The sequence below is a fragment of the Paenibacillus graminis genome (genome assembly GCF_000758705.1).
Taxonomy (GTDB): Bacteria; Bacillota; Bacilli; order Paenibacillales; family Paenibacillaceae; genus Paenibacillus_AQ; species Paenibacillus_AQ graminis.
The window spans coordinates 3,772,595-3,792,138 of record NZ_CP009287.1 but is presented as its reverse complement, the minus strand read 5'-3'; the positions used below and the strand labels follow the sequence as shown (position 1 = coordinate 3,792,138).

The 19,544-nt window shown below is 48.1% G+C and carries 18 protein-coding genes; 15 read left to right on the top strand and 3 right to left on the bottom strand.

What is annotated here, in order from left to right; all coding sequences use genetic code 11:
* Nucleotides 1-40: 40 nt before the first annotated feature.
* Nucleotides 41-379 (bottom strand): ribosomal protein L7/L12, encoded by a 339-nt coding sequence (locus PGRAT_RS34045; RefSeq protein WP_025706394.1) that lies wholly within the window; start codon nucleotides 377-379, stop codon nucleotides 41-43.
* Nucleotides 380-699: 320 nt separating this feature from the next.
* On the opposite strand from PGRAT_RS34045, the gene PGRAT_RS15820 reads away from it, so the two are divergent.
* The 5 genes from PGRAT_RS15820 (at nucleotide 700) to PGRAT_RS15800 (ending at nucleotide 5,668) form a co-directional block, all read left to right on the top strand.
* The gene (locus PGRAT_RS15820; protein WP_025706395.1) at nucleotides 700-1,044 is read left to right on the top strand and encodes a hypothetical protein; all 345 of its coding nucleotides are present in this window, start codon (nucleotides 700-702) and stop codon (nucleotides 1,042-1,044) included.
* A gap of 73 nt (nucleotides 1,045-1,117) precedes the next feature.
* Complete coding sequence (locus tag PGRAT_RS15815) at nucleotides 1,118-1,822, top strand: response regulator transcription factor (RefSeq protein ID WP_025706396.1); 705 nt, start codon at nucleotides 1,118-1,120, stop codon at nucleotides 1,820-1,822.
* Complete coding sequence (locus PGRAT_RS15810; protein ID WP_025706397.1) at nucleotides 1,819-2,850, top strand: sensor histidine kinase; 1,032 nt, start codon at nucleotides 1,819-1,821, stop codon at nucleotides 2,848-2,850. Before PGRAT_RS15815 ends, PGRAT_RS15810 begins: the two co-directional genes overlap by 4 nt.
* Nucleotides 2,851-2,949: 99 nt before the next feature.
* A complete protein-coding gene (locus PGRAT_RS15805) occupies nucleotides 2,950-3,717 on the top strand; it encodes an ABC transporter ATP-binding protein (protein WP_025706398.1) in 768 nt (255 codons plus the stop codon).
* Nucleotides 3,707-5,668 carry an ABC transporter permease gene (locus tag PGRAT_RS15800; RefSeq protein ID WP_025706399.1) on the top strand — a complete coding sequence of 654 codons (1,962 nt, stop codon included), beginning with the start codon at nucleotides 3,707-3,709 and terminating at the stop codon, nucleotides 5,666-5,668. Before PGRAT_RS15805 ends, PGRAT_RS15800 begins: the two co-directional genes overlap by 11 nt.
* A 155-nt stretch (nucleotides 5,669-5,823) precedes the next feature.
* Here the strand turns inward: PGRAT_RS15800 and PGRAT_RS15795 are convergent, their stop codons facing one another.
* Nucleotides 5,824-7,428: a M4 family metallopeptidase gene (locus PGRAT_RS15795; protein ID WP_025706400.1), complete on the bottom strand. Its 1,605-nt coding sequence runs from the start codon at nucleotides 7,426-7,428 to the stop codon at nucleotides 5,824-5,826.
* A 384-nt stretch (nucleotides 7,429-7,812) separates the two neighbouring features.
* On the opposite strand from PGRAT_RS15795, the gene PGRAT_RS15790 reads away from it, so the two are divergent.
* The 10 genes from PGRAT_RS15790 (at nucleotide 7,813) to PGRAT_RS15745 (ending at nucleotide 17,739) form a co-directional block, all read left to right on the top strand.
* Nucleotides 7,813-8,244: a MarR family winged helix-turn-helix transcriptional regulator gene (locus PGRAT_RS15790; RefSeq protein WP_154965551.1), complete on the top strand. Its 432-nt coding sequence runs from the start codon at nucleotides 7,813-7,815 to the stop codon at nucleotides 8,242-8,244.
* Between the two features lie 143 nt (nucleotides 8,245-8,387).
* A complete protein-coding gene (locus PGRAT_RS15785; protein WP_025706402.1) occupies nucleotides 8,388-9,248 on the top strand; it encodes a Cof-type HAD-IIB family hydrolase in 861 nt (286 codons plus the stop codon).
* A gap of 141 nt (nucleotides 9,249-9,389) precedes the next feature.
* Nucleotides 9,390-11,009 carry an ABC transporter substrate-binding protein gene (locus PGRAT_RS15780; RefSeq protein ID WP_025706404.1) on the top strand — a complete coding sequence of 540 codons (1,620 nt, stop codon included), beginning with the start codon at nucleotides 9,390-9,392 and terminating at the stop codon, nucleotides 11,007-11,009.
* The gene (locus tag PGRAT_RS15775) at nucleotides 11,006-11,995 is read left to right on the top strand and encodes an ABC transporter permease (protein ID WP_238326832.1); all 990 of its coding nucleotides are present in this window, start codon (nucleotides 11,006-11,008) and stop codon (nucleotides 11,993-11,995) included. Before PGRAT_RS15780 ends, PGRAT_RS15775 begins: the two co-directional genes overlap by 4 nt.
* Nucleotides 11,992-12,858 (top strand): ABC transporter permease, encoded by an 867-nt coding sequence (locus PGRAT_RS15770; protein WP_155990433.1) that lies wholly within the window; start codon nucleotides 11,992-11,994, stop codon nucleotides 12,856-12,858. The genes PGRAT_RS15775 and PGRAT_RS15770 overlap by 4 nt, the downstream gene beginning before the upstream one ends.
* Entirely contained in the window at nucleotides 12,855-13,613 is a 759-nt protein-coding gene (locus PGRAT_RS15765) for an ABC transporter ATP-binding protein (protein ID WP_036705490.1), read from the top strand. Before PGRAT_RS15770 ends, PGRAT_RS15765 begins: the two co-directional genes overlap by 4 nt.
* Nucleotides 13,613-14,398 carry an ABC transporter ATP-binding protein gene (locus tag PGRAT_RS15760; protein WP_042266855.1) on the top strand — a complete coding sequence of 262 codons (786 nt, stop codon included), beginning with the start codon at nucleotides 13,613-13,615 and terminating at the stop codon, nucleotides 14,396-14,398. Before PGRAT_RS15765 ends, PGRAT_RS15760 begins: the two co-directional genes overlap by 1 nt.
* Entirely contained in the window at nucleotides 14,382-15,440 is a 1,059-nt protein-coding gene (locus PGRAT_RS15755; protein WP_025708305.1) for a pyridoxal-phosphate-dependent aminotransferase family protein, read from the top strand. The genes PGRAT_RS15760 and PGRAT_RS15755 overlap by 17 nt, the downstream gene beginning before the upstream one ends.
* Complete coding sequence (locus PGRAT_RS15750; RefSeq protein ID WP_238326908.1) at nucleotides 15,437-16,597, top strand: amidohydrolase family protein; 1,161 nt, start codon at nucleotides 15,437-15,439, stop codon at nucleotides 16,595-16,597. The genes PGRAT_RS15755 and PGRAT_RS15750 overlap by 4 nt, the downstream gene beginning before the upstream one ends.
* Nucleotides 16,598-16,839: 242 nt before the next feature.
* A complete protein-coding gene (locus PGRAT_RS15745; RefSeq protein ID WP_025708307.1) occupies nucleotides 16,840-17,739 on the top strand; it encodes a hypothetical protein in 900 nt (299 codons plus the stop codon).
* 111 nt (nucleotides 17,740-17,850) lie between these two features.
* Here the strand turns inward: PGRAT_RS15745 and PGRAT_RS15740 are convergent, their stop codons facing one another.
* Nucleotides 17,851-19,503, bottom strand: a complete 1,653-nt coding sequence (locus PGRAT_RS15740; protein ID WP_025708308.1) for a beta/gamma crystallin-related protein — start codon at nucleotides 19,501-19,503, stop codon at nucleotides 17,851-17,853.
* Nucleotides 19,504-19,544: the final 41 nt, after the last annotated feature.

Below are 19,544 nucleotides of genomic sequence, written 5' to 3'. Positions count from 1 at the left end.
GTCCATTAAGGCGGCATAGCCGGTTTTTGACAATATATTATTAGCTCTGTTCCATACGGTCCACGTAATTCTTGGCATCCTTCAGGGATAAATCCCGCGCTTCACGAAGTACTTTAATGGCCTGTATTTTCTTGCCTTCGGCCAGCAGCAGCCGTAATCTTCTCTCCAAATCCGGTGCAACCTCCATGTTCTGTGCATACAACGGTGCCGGAGCATCTATCCCGGGTTTTATTATCCCTCCGCCCATTGCTGAACGGCTGTCAATCCGCTCCAGCTGTGACTCCAAATCTTTGACGCGTCTATTGAGGCTAAATACCCTCAACAATAACAGCATAGCAAGAACAAGTGCAGTGATGGAGATCCAATCTGTGTTTTCCAAGGACATATCCTCCCTGTTATGAGTGGTGTAATTCTCTATTTTTCAATACCCGTCATGCCTGGCAATGAACACAATAGAGATGACAACACTATGATTTATGAAAGCCTTTCTGCCCCATTAGCAGGATAAAAGTATCCTTGATCAGCTTCCGGGTCTGCGCTGTCAATACCGTTCCACTCAAGAAGCTCACCTCTTTTCTAAGATACCCGATCCCTTAAAGCTTATCAATACACTCTTCGATGAAGAATGTCATATCTCTCCAGGTGTGAACGTGATATTTTTGGCGAAAGTTTTTCGAATACAGCAGAGGGGGCTTGGATATGATTACTCCACAAACACTTGAAGCGTATTACGTTAGGATTGGCAGACTGAAACAGAGATATTTACAGGAGCGTTTTGAGGCAGATCTGCCCCCGTTTACCTCCCGCGAGGAGGCCGCTTCCTGGTTCCGCAGCTTGTTTGCAGACAATTTCATCTTTGTTGAGGAGATGGATACAGCAGGCACCGGGAAATATTATCTCTATGACATTATTCATGACAGAGAGCTATGGGAGCGCCGGGAAAAAGATTTACAGGAAAAGGGCACGGCAAACGGGCTGGGCATGCTTCTATGTACCCAGAGGGTCGATATTTATGAGGACGGTTCCGTGCATATGGCCTTTTGATTGTTTCATAATCGAGAAATCCGGTTGATGCAAGGTTTGGAAGCACTAATGCCACTATAAAAGAGGTGCCGAAATGTTCAAGATCATGATCGTCGAAGATGATATTAAAATCAGAACCCTGCTGACTGATATCCTGCGCAAGTACAGCTATGAAGTGGTAGAGGTTGCGGATTTCCTGCAGGTGGAGAAGATCTTCGAGCAGGAAGCTCCGCAGCTTGTGCTGCTGGATCTGAATTTGCCTTATTATGACGGCTTCTACTATTGTAGGGTGTTCAGAAGGAAAACCACCGTGCCGATCATAGTGATCTCTGCCAGGGATGAAGAGTCCAGCCAGGTGCTCAGCATGGAGCTGGGGGCGGATGATTATATTGTCAAACCCCTGAATATTCAGGTGCTGCTGGCCAAGATTATGGCGATACTGCGCCGGAATTACGGGGAATATGCGGGCAAGCCTGAGCCGGATAATGAGCCTTTGCCGATCCATCTGGATGACCGCAATTTCAGTATTTCCTGCAAGGGCGCGGTAGAAGAGCTCAGCAAAAATGAATACAAGCTGCTGAAGAAGCTGATGGACAAGAAGGATACCATCGTCACGAGGGAAGAACTGCTGGAAGAGCTGTGGGACGATGTGCATTTCGTGGTCGACAACACGCTTACCGTAAATGTCACCCGGGTCAAAAGCAAGCTGGCCAATCTCGGCTTCCAGAATGTCATTAAAGTTAAAAGAGGGGTAGGCTATATCTTTGATTCAGCGATGGCGGGAGGGACCCGCCAATGACCCTTAAGCTGTTCCGGGATTTCATGCGCGATCATTTCGCGTTTACTCTTGTCTATTTCATCAGCCATATTCTGGTGAGCATATACTGTAATTATTATATCAGCAGCAATATCCAGCTCATGTACCTGCTCAGCATTTATTTTTATGTGTTTATCATATTTTTGTGCTTCCGCTTCATTAAATACGTTTCCGCCAACCGGGAAATCCAGCGTTTATCGGAAAATATTGAGATTGAAGAAAAAGGCTTTTCCTGTGAACAGCAGGCTGCAATTACCTTGATTCACCGTATACACCAGACCTATCAGGATCAGATCTATGAGGTCAAGGCCCAGGCTGACAATACCCATAAATTCATCTCACAGTGGATACATAATCTGAAAACCCCGTTGTCGGTCATCGACCTGATCCTGCAGAATTACAAAATGAATTCCACCGGCCATGCCGTGGCATTGCAGCATATCGGGGAAGAAAAAGATAAAATTCTTAGCATGCTGAATCAGATGCTGAAGTTCTTCCGCCTGGAACATTTCTCCCGGGATTATACACCGGAGCCAGTCAATCTGCTCGAATCGCTTAGGAGCTTAATCAACAGCAAGCGGAATCAATACATTTACAACAATGTCTATCCGCTGATCGAGTGCGAAGAGGAGAGCATTATGGTCATGACAGACAGCAAATGGAATATGGCGATGCTGGAGCAGATCGTCTCCAATGCAATCAAATACTCGGATGCGGGTGAAGAGACCAAATCCATTCACTTCCATATTGAGCGGCGCGGCGATCAGGTGGTGCTGTCCATCCGGGATGAAGGCATCGGGATTGAAAAAGTGGATCTGCAGCGCATCTTCCAGCCCTTTTTTACCGGGAAAAACGGCCGCACACACCACCAGGCGACGGGAATCGGCCTCTACGTCTGTTCTGAAATTGCCAGGAAGCTGGGACACCGCCTCACTATTTCTTCTGAAGTCAATCAGGGCACCGAGGCGCAGATTTCGTATCTTTCAAAATTGAAAGACAGCGTCATGTAAATGGATGGATACGGCGTCCAGTGTTGACTACAATGAGGTTATAGGTAACAAAGCCCAGGGCTTCCGCAGCAATATTGCCTGGGATAAGGAGAGGGAACCATGAGCACAGTACTCGAAGTCAAAAACGTTAAAAAAGTCTATGGTGTGCAGAACGGCGACAATTCCACAGTGGCGCTGGATTCCGTCAGCTTTAATGTGGAGAAGGGTGACTTCATCGGCATTATGGGCCCCTCAGGCAGCGGTAAAACAACCTTGCTGAATATTTTAAGCGGCATCGGCAAGCCGAGCTACGGCGAGGTTTATATTGGCGGCAAGAACATCACCTCCCTGGACAAAAATGAAATGGCGTTGTTCCGCCGGCAGCATCTCGGTTTTGTATTTCAGGAATTTAATCTGATGGATAGTCTGACCCTGAAGGAAAATGTGATGCTGCCTATGATTCTCGATAAGAAAGACAAAGAGCAGATGGAAGCAAAAAGTGAAGAGATTATGAAGCTGTTCGGCATTGACGAAATTGCCGGCAAGTATCCCTACAATATTTCCGGCGGCCAGCAGCAGCGAGTCGCGGTGAGCCGGGCGCTGGTCAATGATCCGGATATTATTTTTGCCGATGAGCCGACAGGCAATCTCGATTCCAAGTCTTCGGGCACGGTGATGAAATGCATCGAGAAAATGAATCAGGAGCGCGGCAGTACTATTCTGATGGTTACACATGACGCCTTCGCCGCAAGCTTTTGCAAAAAGATTATTTTCATCAAGGACGGTGCGATCTGCATGGAGATTGTCAGCAGCGGGGTACGCAAGGAGTTTTTTGATCAAATCCTCGATTGTCTGGCGGTCATCGGAGGGGAACGAAATGACCTTTAGAGACGTTACGATAAAAAATTTCAAACGCAATGTCCGGAATTTCTTTTCCTATTTCATCTGCAGCGCCTTCGCGATCACGATCTTTTTCCTTTATGCCGCCTTGCTGTTCAATAACAGTATCCGGGAAGGTGCGACGGAGAATGTTATTCAGATTGTGCTGATGCTGAGCCTGGCTGCCCTGACGCTGTTTTCAGTGTTTTTTATCAATTACGCGCATTCCTCATTTATCAAGTCAAGAAGTAAGGAATTCGCCATTTTTATGTCCCTGGGTATGCACAAAACCGATCTGCAGAAAATTATCCTCCTGGAGAATCTGATTATCAGTATCTCTTCACTCATTGTCGGCATCATCACAGGAACGGTCTTTTCCCGGCTGTTCCAGACTGTGGCGATTGATCTGCTGGATCTGCAGGGGGTCTCGTATTCCCTCAGTGCCGCCAGCTTCGTTGTGACAGCGATTGTATTTACCGTTATTTTTAGCGCATCGCAGATAATCTCAAGTGTAAAGGTCGGCAAGCTGGACATCGCTGATCTGATGAAGGCTTCCCGCAAGCAGGATAACGGAGCGAAGAAGAACGACACCAAGCTCGGGCTGGTTGGAGTGGGGCTGGTTGTGGCCTCAATCCTCTTTCTGGCGGTGATCTCTAATCACGAGAGCCTGAATACGAATCCGTTCATGATCATTACCTATATCTTAATGAGCTTTACCGGTATCTTTATGGTCATTTCCCATCTGGGGAATACATGGGTCAGCTTTCTGAGAAACAAGCAATTCTATTACCGCCACATTCTCTCCATCACCGAGATCAATAACAAATTTAATCAGAACAAACGGATTATGTTCATTCTGAGTATTCTCAGCGGCATGACGATCTTCCTCGTTGCTTCTCCGTTTTCACTGCTGCAGCTGTCGGAGAGCATTGCGGAGCGGAATAAATATGATATCGAATATATTTCGGTGGCTGGTGTACATGCACTGGAGAACGGACAACTGGAACAGCTGATGAAGCAATCCTCTGAACCGCTGAATTCAATCCAAGAAACGAACTTTCTGAACCTGAAGATGAGCCTGGACGGCGACAAATACGATGTCCTTAAGACGAAGCCCATAATTTCACAGGATATGTACAACTCGCTGACGGGGGAGAAGGTAACCGTGGGAACAGGGGAAGCCCTTAACATCATCACGGCTTGGGAGCCGGGTTCACATGGTATTGAACAGGGAGCAGCGATTGCGTTCACGGACGGCACCCGAACCTTCAACTACAAGGTGAAGTCTTCTTACCATGGCGACTGGTTTGCAACAGCAAGTGCTTATCCAACAAGTTCTGGCATTGTAGTCAGCAATGAAGATTACAAAGATATGGAATCCAAGGTAAGTGCCAGAGCATGGGGGACCCATTACGGAATCGATTTTACAGCCTGGAAGAACACGGAAGGGATCGTCCAGAAGCTGAAGGATACGCTGAATGCCACGGACAAGGGTGGCAGCAGCGGCCAGCTGTTTGCGGTAGCCTCCAAAGTGGATACCTATAAAGAGCTGAAAAAGAACTATTCCCTGTTTGTGTTCGTAACTTCTCTGGCCGGCGTATTGTTTTTTGTAGCGGGCGGGATGGTGCTGTACTTCAAGCAATACACTGAAATAGGGAATGCCACGGTCTTTTTCCGCAAGCTGTTCAAAATTGGAATCAGCGACAGGGAGATTCGGGCGGTCGTGTCGGCAGAGCTGCTGATAACGTTCTTTGTACCGCTGCTGTTTGGCAGCATCTTCGGCTACTGCTTCATCTATCTGATTACCCATGTCATGAGCGGTGCTGATATCCTCGGCGAATTTATGAAAAATACAACGATTGTGGTCGCGGTCTATTTCGGGTTCCAATTAAGCTTCTACTTCATCACCAAGCGTAAATACAGCCAGGAGGTTGTGCGCAAGCTGACCAGTGCGGCTTAGGGCAAAATGCTAAAGATGAGCCAATTCGTACACGGCTGAAGCGGGCGTAGGAGAAACTGATCGGGGTATCTCAGATGTACCCGCAGGGCGTTCCATTCATCTTAACAAAACAGGCCAGTGATCATTTCTGATCATCTGGCCTGTTCTTTTAACGATTAATACACCCCAACCGCATTATACGCTTGAGTCACAGCCGTAACCTGAGCCGAGCCTGCTCCAAACAGCTCAGTTGCAGATTGGATAACTGCTGTGCGGGCAGCGGAGAAGTCAGAAGAGGTGGTAAGATAATAGACCAGTGCATTGTAATAGATCTGAACAGCGTCCTCGCGGCCAATTCCCGCTACTGTCACTCCGTTGAACGTACCACCCTGGGCAACCAGATAAAAGGCCTTGTTATTGATGCCGCTGTTCGTATGCACACCGCCGTTATCATCGGAACCGGTATACCGGTCGCTGTATTTATCAGGCTGTCCGTAGAGCGTTGGATTGGCCAGTGAACGCAGTGCGTCACCTGGTACACCAGGTGTATAGACATCATCACCTACCAGCCAGTTGTCCCCTTCAATTGAGTTTCCTATGATGTCGGAGAAGGATTCATTCAGAGCTCCCGGCTCGCCATAGTATTCAAGATTGGCTGTGTTCTCGGTTACGCCATGTGTAAGCTCATGTCCCACAACATCCAAGTCCCCGGATAAAAGAGTAAATACAGTCCCGTCCCCATCCCCAAAGACGATCTGCGAACCATTCCAAAAAGCGTTGTTATAGGAAGTGTAATAGTGAACAGTGGATCGAATCTGCAGCCCTTTGTTGTCTAGGCTGTTGCGTCCAAAGTGCTGGAGATAATAATCGTAGGTTCTTTCCGCATAAGTATGGGCATCCACACCAGCTCTATCCGACCAGACATTTTTAGAACTGGTCAGCAAAGTTCCGGGAAGAGAGGTTCGGTTCTTGGCCGTGTAAGTAACAATGCCCTTACCCCGTGTGTTGTCATACAGCTGATAGGTTGAGCCGGAAAGCCGCGTCTCGAAAGTCTTTGTATCGCCGTTAACCCCCGTACCCGTACCGGTCAGATTTTCTAGAATATTGTATTTGAACAGCACGCTTCCGTCTTCTGCAGAGATAAAGTACCGGATCCGCAGCGGCTCAGGTTCGAGTACATTTACTTCTGTCTTGTAAGCCAGCTTCGGCTCACCGGCCACGATAAAATAATACAAATCCGCTTGAGGCGCAACTTGCGCTTCGCCAAGAGGACCATACTGCTGTGCGGCATCCGTTTCGGCAGCAGAGACGGCTTCGGCGCCTGAGATGGTTTTGAGCTGAATAAGCGGCTGCGGGATGGACTGATATACATCTTCAACTACAGTGCCAAGCAGTGAAGTGACATTGCCGCTTTTGTCGATATGAATTGTCTGGTCCGCTCCGTACACCGGTATTCCGTTAATATATTGGCTTATCCGGTAGTGCTGGCTGCCTGTTTTGCTGTTTGTCTGCTGCTCCTTAATTTGGAATCTCCCACGGATATTGTCCTTGGAGGACAGATGCAGGTTGCCTTTGACGCTTTCCAGATAATTATATACCTGGTCCTCTGAACCATCTCCCGCTGGGGCTTTCGACGACTGGCCCGTAATTGAAATAGGGGAAGAACCCGTGAAAAGCTCTGCGGGTTGGCTGCGCTCAGTGCTCTCGGCTGCGATACCAACGGATGCAAACGAACCTAACGCTACAATGCCAGAAAGAAGGGAAACTAAACTTTTTTTCATAATAAATACTCCTCCGATCTAAAAAGTTGGTTTTATCAGTGCCGAGTTCCTGCAGACGTCATTTATCTGGCCTCTACTAAGCTGCGATCTGGGATGTAAAGAAGAAGAGCGGACACAACCCCTTTCGTTTTTCGTGAAATTTATAATTACATGGCGATCTACCTAAAAAAAATTGTAGATATAGTAAAAAATGTAATTATAATGTTTACATTATATTTACAGAACTTCATATCAACTGTGATTATAATCATAATTAATGAATCAAAATCAAAAAAATAATATTTTTGGAATAACTACACACCTAAAATTGACTGTTAGATAGATAAAGTATATGATTTTCATATAATTAGATATCTAACTTAATTTCTGCAAAGGAGACGCCGCATGACTAAGCGAATGTCGAATACGCCATTTTCAGATCTGATCCGGGAGATTGGACTAAAAAAGAAAAAAGACGCTGATGAAAGATTAGCCGAACTGGGCCTTAATGCACAGCAGGGACAAATGATCGGCTACATTGCAGAGCATGAGGACAAAGGACTGATTCAAAAGGATCTGGCGGAGCATTTCAACCGCAAGGAAGCCAGCATCACAAGCATGCTTCAGGGCCTCGAGAAAAAAGGGTATATCAAACGCGTAATTCCGAAAGAAAACGAGCGGCAGAAAAAGATATACCTGTTGGACAAAGCAGCGGTTCTTGTGGAAGAGTTCAATGACATTTTTGCAGAAGTGGAAAAAAGCATCACCGATGGCCTTACAGCGGAAGAAGCGGAGACGCTCATGAAATTATTGCTCAAGGTGAATTCGAATCTATAACGCAAGATGAAAATAGGCGGGAGGCTCACTGATTTGGAGCGGCTCGCTTTTTTATTATGGAAACTGGCCCCAGCTTGACATGAAATGCATTTCATCATTTACAGTAAAGGAGAAAATATAAATAGATATGGGGAGAACTTACAATGGACATCAAGTTAATTGCAGTCGATATGGACGGTACTTTTTTAGACGATAAAAAGAACTACCATCAAACATGGTTCAAACAGCTATACGCCGTAATGAAGGCTAAAGGCGTCCATTTTGTGGTGGCGAGCGGGAACCAGTACTATAAGCTGAAAACGATTTTTGAAGATATCCAGGACGAGCTCGCGTATGTTGCGGAGAATGGCGCCTATGTCATCGACGGGACCGAAGTATTGTTTACCGGTGAAATTGCACCGGAGCAGGTGAAGCTAATCGTGGAGAAGCTGAGTCCATATGAGGAGATTTCTGCCGTCATGTGCGGTGTAAATGGAGCGTATGTACTCGAAAGCGCCAGCGATGAATTCTATGCGTTAATGTGCCATTACTATCCGCGGCTTGAGAAGGTGAGCGCATTTGGGCAGGTCAAAGACCAGATTTTTAAATTTGCCTTAATTACTCCTGACCTGGCTGCTGGCGGAGTTGAAAAATATTTACCCCTGTTGATGGAAGAGCTGAAGGGAGTGGTTGACCCCGTGACCAGCGGACATCAATGTATTGATCTGATCATCCCTGGCTGCCATAAGGCCTCGGGGCTTGAACGCCTGCTGAAGCGTTATGGTATCCGGCCGGATGAATGCGCAGCGTTTGGAGACAGCAGCAATGATATTGAGATGCTGAAGCTGTGCAAATACAGTTACGCGATGGAGAACGCTTCGCCGGAAGTCAAGGCTGTAGTCAATTATCATACGGTGAGCAATAATCAGCATGGCGTGCTGCATGAAATTTCCCTGCTATTGGGGGAACCTTCCTTGCTGGAAAATATAGAAGAAGGGAAGCTGTATGCAGAACAAGAGAAATGAAGCGAATTCATTTCCTGTACTGGATAAATTAGAACTACGATGAGTCCGGAGATGATTTTTTTGTTTGACAGATAAGGTCGAGTAATCCATAATTCAATCCATACTAAACATATATGATTTATATGAAGGAGTGGGTCCTACGTGTCAAATTTTAAAAAGTTATTCAGAAAATCGATGGGGCTGGGAACATTGGCAATTCTGTTTTTGGTATTGCTTGCCGGATGCTCCGGGTCGGGCGACAAAGCTGATTCGACGAATACTGCTCAGGGAAGTGCCAGTCCGGAACCGACTCAGAGTGCCGATACGGCAGAACCGGCAACGGGAGGAACTTTTGTATATGGACGGCCTGCTGCGGTAACCTCGTTCGATCTGCATCATGAAATTACGTCAAACAATGCGTTTGCCATTGATAAAGTGTTTGAATCCCTGGTTGCTTTTGACAGCAAAGGCGAAATTGTGGACTGGCTTGCCAAGTCACACAGCATCAGTGAAGACGGCTTGACGTATACGTTTGTCCTCCGCGATGGATTGAAATTTTCGAACGGTACGGAAGTAACGGCTGAAGATGCGGTATTTTCACTGAATCGCCATCTGAAGGTAGGCGGCCCGCTGGAGATATCGGCCAAGGTAGATACGGTCAAAGCGCAGGATAAACAAACGCTGGTCATTACGCTTAAAGAGCCGTACACACCGTTTATCTCAGAGCTGTCCAACTTCTCCAACGGCATTCTTCCGAACAATTTCGGCGGTGTGACCGAAGCAGAGTTTTTCAAAAAACCGGTAGGTACAGGACCCTTCGTTGTGGAGACATGGGACCCTGCAGGGGATCTGACGTTTACCAAAAATCCGAACTATTGGCAGCAAGGCAAACCGTATATCGACAAGCTTGTGTACAAGCTGATCGAAGACGACAGCCAGGCCATCAACCAGTTAAAAGCGGGAGAAGTGAACGCGATTGAATCCCTGGCGCTGCAAAATGCCAATGAGATCAAGAATGGTACAGACACTGCCGTGCTGACGAATGGCAGCTGGGTAACCGAGCAGCTGTTCTTCAATACACTGGACGAGCATTTCAAGGATGTCCATGTCCGCCGTGCTCTGGCACTGGCACTGGATCGTGACGGGTTGACCAAGGCGCTTACCTTTGGTTATGCACAGACGGCAAACTCCTTGCTGCCGACCACGATTCCATATAACGCTAATGATACGATCAAAGCACTGAACTTCAATGTGGACGAAGCCAAAGCAGAGCTTGCCAAATCCGCCTTCCCTGACGGGTTCAGCACGAAATTGCTTGTAGCTTCCGGCAACAGTACAAGAGCGCAAGAGGCACAGATTATTCAGGCAGCAGGCCAGACAATTGGCATCAAGATTGAGATTGAATCCATTGAATTGGCTACTTTCCGTGAACGATTCTTCGCTTACGATTTCGCAGCAATGCTGAACAGCGGCCAAGCTGACTCCCCGGAAGCAAACTCGATTCTTGCTTTCCAGACTGATCCTGAAGGCTTCAGCAAATCGTACTGGACCCATTATACTAACGATGAAGTAACCAAGCTCCTACATGAAGGACAAAAAACAGCGGATGGTGATGGCCGAGCAGAGATCTACTCCAAGCTGCTGCAGACGCTGGCCGATGAAGTACCGTACATTCCGCTGTACTATCCTGATATCTTAATCGGTGCCCGTTCTTCCGTTCAGGGACTGGTTGTTCTGCCTAACGGCAGCGTGCGTCTAGAAGCGGTTAGCATCAGCAAATGATGAAATCCAAGCTGACTTCCAATCAACGGACGGAAGGCAATGTTTCTCACAAGTGGCTGGTGATAGCCCTTGTGAGAGCATTGGCCGTGATCCTTTGCGTGATGACGGCGGTCTTTTTCATCATCCGCATTGTACCGGGAGACCCCGCAAAAATGATTTTAGGAGAATACAGCACACCGGAGGCGCTCGAGAGCATGCACCACGCTCTCGGGCTTGACCTCCCTTTATGGGATCAATTCCTCCGTTTTATGAACACACTCTTTACCCAAGGGGACACCGGGAATTCCATCATTACGGGGACTTCGGCCAGAGAGCTGATTGCACAGCGCGCCCCCATTACTTTGCTGCTCATTCTGCTCGCTTGTGTGCTGGCAATCATCATAGCGCTTCTGCTTGCTACGCTTGCAGCCACACATAAGGATAAGCTGCTCGATCATTTGATCCGTATATTTCCTGCAATCACTTTGGGTATGCCAATCTTTTGGGTTGGCCTTCTTTTGATTTTGCTCTTCAGTGTCCGGCTGGGCTGGTTTCCAGTTGGCGGTGTGGGAGAAGGATGGAGCGGAACCCTGCACAGTCTTGCGCTTCCGGCGGTAACCGTCGCTTTTTCACAAATCCCGACGCTTGTCCGGTCGTTAAGAGCGCAAATGCTTGAAGTGCTGGAATCCGATTTTGTAGTGACCCTGAGGGCTGCGGGAATCCCGGACAGGATTATTCTGTTTAAGCACGTGCTGCGCAACTCGGCGCTTCCCACACTGATGCTGCTCGGAGTTAATATATCTTACCTGATTGGCGGCACACTGGTAGTTGAGCAGGTGTACGGCATCAAGGGCATTGGCAGTCTGTTGTTCACTTCCATCTCGAATCGGGATTTCCCGGTCATCCAAGGCATAGCCCTGTACTGTGCACTTTCAGTGGTGATCATCAGTCTGGTGATTGAAATCATTTCCTGGTGGCTTGATCCCAGAACGAAAGGAAAACAATGAACCATATACGAGTAGAACCACACTTGCATGAGGGCGGCAGAACGGCTAACCGCTTGAACCGAATATGGAATGCGCCTTCACTGCTTGTGGGAAGCATTATGTTTGCCGTGCTGATTATTCTGGCTGTTTTCATCCCTTACTTAAGTCCATATTCGCCCACTGAGCAGAATCTGAGCGCTTTTTTGCAGCCTCCGTCCGCAGCACATTGGCTGGGAACAGACCAGCTGGGCCGTGATTTGTTTACAAGACTGGTCTATGCTGCGCGTACAGATTTGAAAATTATGGTTTTGGCGGAGATCATCCCATTCTGTACAGGTGTATTTCTGGGAATGCTGGCAGGCTATTATGGGAAATGGCTCGATGCCGCTATTTCACTGCTGACAGACACATTTATTGCCTTTCCCTTTTATCTGATTGTTATTATCGTGGCCTTTGCCAGCGGAGCAGGGGAACGGGGCATTTATATCACCTTTATGCTGGTCGGATGGATTGTGTTTGCCCGTGTCGTCAGAGGGCTTAGCGCTTCGTTCCGCAAGCAGGAGTGGGTTGCATCTGCGCAGACTTTGGGCCTGCCCGGCGTAAGAATTATCCTGCGTCATCTGCTGCCCAATGTGCTGCCTCAAGCGGTTGTTGTCCTGATGACCGATATGATCGGCCTGCTTGTTGCCATTGTTACACTCGGTTATCTCGGCATAGGCATAGCACCGCCCACTCCGGACTGGGGAACCATGATTTCAGATGGACAACCTTTCATTACGACAGCCTGGTGGCTCTCGGCTGTGCCGGGATTCGCAGTCGTATATACAGGAATCGCTTTGTCACTCGTAGGGGATGGATTGGCCGATATTTGGAGGAAAAAATGATGTCTACACATCCGGTTTTGGAATTAGAGGCACTCTCGCTGGCGGCAAAGTCCAATGAAACTTTAGTCCATAATGTCAGCTTTTCGCTTGGAAAAGGAGAGAGTATAGGGCTAGTTGGGGAGTCGGGTTCCGGCAAATCGCTTACACTGCGGGCCATTCTTGGGCTGCTGCCCCGCGGTGTGACACAGACAGGCGGCGTCATTAAAAGCGAGACAAGCAGCGCGATGGTATTCCAGGACCCCAGAGGTGCGCTTGACCCGCTTTGCCCGGTGGTGAAGCAGCTGGCGGAAGTAGTGTACTATAGACAGCAGGTAAGCCGGAGGGCTTCACGCACGATCGCGCTGGAGCTGCTCGAAAGGCTCGGACTGCCTGACGCTCTGAAGCGGTCGGACCGGTATCCCAGCCAGCTCTCAGGCGGCCAGTGCCAACGGATTGTCATCGCCATTGCATTGGCCTGCAAACCGGGCATTCTGCTCTGTGATGAACCGACAACGGCCCTGGATGTAACCGTTCAGCGGCAAATTATTGAGACAATCACCAGCCTGCAAAAAGAACTGGGGTTTGCCATGGTCTTTGTCACCCATAACCTGGCGATTGCCGCCAATCTGTGCTCCAGACTATATGTAATGAAAGCGGGGCAGATTGTGGAGCACGGCAATACGCTTAATCTTTTGCAGAACCCGTCTGATCCTTACACACAAATGCTGATTGATTCGGTGCTTCCTTTGCCGGAGCTGGAAAGGAGCGAAAGGTAATGGGCAGTGCGCTGCAGGTTCAAAACTTAACAGTTCGTTATGGCGGATTTATCGCGCTGAATGATATCACCCTCAATCTGGAGGAGCATACTACTCTCGGGCTTGTGGGGGAGTCAGGTTCGGGGAAATCGACGCTGGCTCGGGTTATAGCCGGGTTGATCGCTCCAGACGAAGGTAAGATTCTGCTGGGATCACAGGAATTGCTGAAGAAGAGAAGCCGTGAGCAGCACAAAAAGATCCAGATGATCTTTCAGAATCCCGATGCCTCGCTGAATCCCAAGCATTCCATCCGGCAGATCCTATCTGAAGCGCTGTTGTTTCACAAGATTGTACACCGGCCGGAAGTGGAGCAGCGCTGCAAAGATCTTTTGGCCCATGTTCACCTGGAGGCGAAGGCTCTGGACAGGTTCCCCCACGAATTCTCCGGCGGACAACGCCAACGGATTGCAATTGCCCGTGCATTGAGTGTGGAGCCCAGCCTGTTGATTGCGGATGAACCCACAAGCGCCCTCGATGTGTCCGTACAGCTTAGTGTGCTTGAACTGTTCAAAACGCTGAAAACTGAACTTAATCTTACCATGCTCTTCATCTCCCATGATCTGGGAGTGATTCACGCCATCAGCGATACGGTAGCCGTTATGCGGCAGGGCAAGCTTGTAGAGAAGAGCTCCATGGACCAATTCTTTACCCGCCCGGAACATGATTACAGCCGCGAGCTGTTGTCCGCGGTTCCCAAAATGCCGAACACCATTACAGCAGGAGGTTATTATGAACCCAGAATTTAAAGGATTTATGCCGTTGTCCCTGGCAGAGTTCAATACACTGACCGGGTTGCTCTCCAAACTATTGTACACACAGCATCCCCCGGTTATTATCCCGGGTGAGGCGATTTTGGGTATTGAGGCCGTTGCTGCCGGGATAGCTGCACCTGGCCGTACTTTTGTAAATGTGGTGACTGGCCCATACGGCAGATTATTTGGACAATGGCTGGAGCGGGGCGGGGCAGCGGTTGTTGAGGTTAAAGTGCCTTTTGATGAAGTCGCAACAGCCGATGGGATTGCATCGGCGATTGAACAGTACCAGCCGGATGCGTTATCCTTCGTTCACGCTGAAGTGGTTACCGGCGGCTCAAATCCCGCTCAAGACATATTTAAGCTTGCACAGAAATACAAGCTCATTACCGTCTCGGACTCTGTATCGGCAGTCGGGGGAGAAGCGCTGCATGTGGATGAATGGGGAGTAGACTTTGCGGTGATCGGTGCACAAAAAGCCTTGGCTGGGCCTAACGGCGTCAGTGCGGTGAGCATTTCACCGCGCGGCTGGGAATTTCTTGAGTCCAATCCTGCGGCTCCCCGCAACTCCATTCTGTCCTTGCTGGATTTGAAAGCGTCCCCTGAGGGGGCCGCGTTGCTGCGGGTTCCACCTAATATTCCCACCCTCGAAGCCAGAGCTCTGATTGCAGCCTTGACGCAGGTGGAGGAAGAGGGACTGCAGCAGGTTATCAAACGTCATGAACGCGCCGCCGCCTCTGCTGTAGCCGGGATCAGAGCCTTGGGGATTGAGCCGTGGCAGAAGGACAGCAGACATTATTCTACACTGACTACAACGGTCCGGATCACCGGGAGAGAGGGCTTGCTGATCCATCAGCCGATCGGTATTGTTGCGCCCGGTGACGGCGAGCTATCCGGCCAGCTTTTGCGGATCAATCATTTTGGGGCAAATGCATCCCGGAATAGTGTCGAGAAAGCCATTACGGCTCTGGCCCAATTATTAGAGCAGGAACCTGGGCAGGCCTTGCAGGCTGTCCGGGAGGTGTGGGGGGAATGAGCATCCTCCATAAACGGCCCGCCCTTCAGACCTTTAGCGGTATTTCTATCGCAGGTATTCAGGACAAGCGGTTCGATATAGTAATCCAAGACGGGCGTTTCTCATCGGTTGTTGAGCTGGAGCCGCAGCTTGAGGAGCCTGCTCACCCGGATCAGCGGTTATGGATAAGTCCGGGGATCATTGATCTTCACACGCATCTGGCCTGGACAGACTTTGACCATGACGATCAGTTGAAACGCAGCAGCCGCGAGATCGAAGCCATGCAGGCTGACGCTTTTGCAGCTACTTTGCGGACGGGAGTCACGACGGCACGCGATGCAGGCGGGATTCTGCCCAGCACCATCCGGCATCTTGTTCAGCATTATCTGCAGCCTCTGAGGGTGCAAACCAGCAGCGATATGCTGGGAGCAGCCGATGCCCGCGGTATTCAGCATTTGGGCGCGCGGATGGCGCAAATTTTCGATACCGGAGCAGGCTGGATCAAAATCATGGCTACAGGCGGCCTCGGTGCACCTGCCGAGAAAGTGGTTGAACCGAATTTTTCGGAAGAGGAGTTTGCCTTCATTGTCCGCAATGCACATGCGCATCATAAAAAGGTTCTGGTACATACCTGGGGCGGAGTGACGATAGACTGGTCTACCCAGGCCGGTGTGGAATCCATCGAGCACGGCATGTTCCTGAGTGAAGCTCAGGCCGGCAGACTTGCTGAAGCTGGAGTAGCTTTTGTACCCACAACTTCGATCTACCGGATTGCAGCAGATCCGAAGGGGGTACTTGGACTGAATCCGGTGATTTGCGATCGGGCTGCGCGTGCTGCCGAAGCCCACGCGAAAGCCATCGGTTACGCTAAAAAGGCAGGCGTCTGCATTGGTTTCGGTACGGATTATGCCACTCCTGCGCTCCATGGCTACAACCTGCAAGAGCTCGATACCTTAATGGAGTATGGGCTGACCCGGGCAGAAGCGTGGAAGTCTGCCACAGAGAGTGCTGCCGGGATTCTGGGCAGCGGCAACGAATTAGGGCGGATTGCCGAAGGTTATATCGCCGATGCTGTGATTTACAATGCCGACCCGTATCAGGCACGAAACGCGGAGCAGCTTCGGAGCAGCATTGTTTCCGTCATGACCGGAGCGCAGGAATCGGATTTGATTAAATGATCTTACTGTTCAGGCCTGAGCTTGAAATCTGCAGTGTTCATTTACGGTTACTCCCGCTAAATTCCGTCCCGGACTTGCTGCCGCCCAATTCGAGGCTTCCATAACAAGTTTCCTCTAACGATGTCCTCTGATCGGACATCGTTTTTTTCAGTTTGTTTTATTAGGAAATATCTTCTTGTCTACTTTTCAAATGAAAATTGTTAAGGTAGGGGGTAGCAATGAATAAGAGGTGAAGAGTTGTTATGACGAAGAAACACTGTTTGTTCTGCGATGAGATTGTCCCTATTGCAACGGAGGGAGATTACGATAGATATCTCGGTTGTTCTTGTTCGCCCGGCGGGTACTATAATTTGCTGAGAGACAGCTACGAATCTATCAATGCGCTCCCGCACCCTAAAAAACGCGATGTTCTTCATTTGATCTCAGGGTACATCCGGGAGCTGACCGATCGTGAAGAAAAGGTTGCGCTAACGTTCAGCGATTTAGAAACCATCGCAAATTCCCCCAAAATTCCAGTAACCATTGAGGATAAAGGAAACCGTCTGCTGCAATATTTGTACAGGCATTCCGAGAGCGCTGGAGATTCTGTTGTTATTCAGCCGCTCTCGGGCAGCTATAATCTGACGTATTCCCCCAATTTGCAGGAGCTGGTATATATCATCGATAAGCTCATGAATGAGCAGCTGCTTATACGGGAAGGCATGACCTTTAAGCTTACGGATAAAGGCTGGAGTGAGGCTGCGGCGAGCGCCGGAGGCAAAAAATTAAAGCCGTGCCTCATTCTGACCGCGGAGAAAAAAGAATTGCGCATGGAGTGGCAGGAAATGCTTTTGCCAAAAATTGAGCAGCTTGGTTATCTGCCGCGCTTGCTTACTCATGACAACACGCACAACCTTCATCAAGATGCTTTGGCGCTGATTGCGGACAGCAGACTAATTATCGCGGATTTAACCGGGCAGTCTCCGGAGGTGTATTTTGCGGCAGGGTATGCACTTGGTTTGAGTATCCCGGTAATCTGGACTGTGAACAACAGCGCAGCAGATAAACTGAATGTACATGCCGGGATTATCCGTCCAATTGTATGGGACACAGCAGAAGAACTGGCCGTATTAATACGCCAGAAGCTGAGTTATGACACGTAGGGGTCACGCCAACAAAACGCGCAAATCGTACGCTAAGAAAAAAACAGCCGGTTCCTTTACTTTAAGGTCACCGGCTGTTTTTGTTAAATATACAACAAAACCCAATTTATTCTAGATCGTTCTTCGGGTAATTCGAATAGAAGACATGGCATCATTATTAAGATAGGTAGAACTTAGATTATCATTTGTTACTAATGTTGAGGAACGTCCTTTAAAGTCCGCATCTGAGTAACCTACAACATCATAAGGTCCAACAATCTTAATAGAAGTCACTGCATCATTCATACCAATATCTTTAAAGTTCGTAACACTACTTGTCAAATGCTTAGAGGTCCCGGAAAAGTTAGAATCTTTGTAAATATAGACCCCTTGTTGCGCTAATGGAAAACCCGGGTTTGATATCACTTCATAATCAATTATAACTTCTGATGAATCGGCTTTTTTTGCAATATTCCCTGTATCTAAAGGGATTACAACAGATCCCATATAATCATCCGCGTCTGATGGATCATAATCCTTTACTTCCAGCCACAACCGGGGATTAATATTAGACACTGCGATATGAATTGTATTTGAACGCTCTGAAAAAGTGGTATTTGCGGTTTTTTGGTCACCTCCAAAAATGACAGGGTGCGGTGTATTTAAGGCCGCGTCCGTTTTCATCCACACTTTTTCACTTATATATCTTTTGCCACTCAATGGATAAGTGTCCATACTAATATATATATCAGGTAGATTATTGCTAGGATCTTTATAAACTTTAGGGGTGACAGACTTGAGAATCACTTTATGTGTCCAATAGGGATTGTATACATATTCATGAGAGAATGTCCCTAATCCATTGAAGTCAATATCAAATAAATAAGCTGGATCCGTGAAAAAGATTCCCGTTCCTAGCGTTCCATCCTGGTCTCTGTCAGTCCAGTTCCAAGGGGCATTAGCATGGTTGTTGCTTGTGTGTGTGTTTGGAAAAACTCCAAACGATTGAAATGGCGTATTGTTATAGTGGAATTTTCTCTCCCATAATTCATCTATTGGCAGAATTCCATAATTATAAGCATGTTTCCACTTTGGTGAAAATTGATTAGGCTGTCCAGGATATGAAGGCTCTCCAAATTTATAGATAATCCCATCATCGCCAACATCTTCGTTACTAGTATAAGCCCTAACACCATGTCCGTGGTTGTCACCAATTCCATTAGAACTTATAAACACTTCTGGATGGGTTACTTCAGAGTAACGAACCGAAGTACCTTCAATTCCAACGTATCCTGGCTGCACATTAGGATCTTTTAAACGATATCGCAGGAAATCAGAATGACTTATTGTTTCCATTGCCACAGGAACACCGTAGGCTCCATCTTTTCGAACGGTCATCATCATTCCTTCTAAGTCATTTTCGTGTTGTTCGGCGGGAACGGGACCATCATCACGTGCATGATAAAAATAATAGCCTAAAAAGAGATGTGTCTTGGTTTCTTGAACAGAAGCATATACATATGGGACTTGAGGAACTACACCTATTGTTTCCCATTGATCAGACAGGTTCCAGTTCCCGTCCACATTAAATTTTGCAATTAAATCCGCTATTCCATCAGCAAACTCCTTATTAATATCTTGATAAATAACAGGGGAATATTTTGTAATATAGTCCCAGTAAGGTTTACCATCTGTACTTAAACGATCGAATAAAGGACTGTGACCGTTCATCGTTTGTGACTGTGCACATTCTGCTGGATTTGAAGAATTTTCATTTAAGTTCATGGGTAATCCTCCTCTTGTAGATGTTGTGAAATACACTTTCT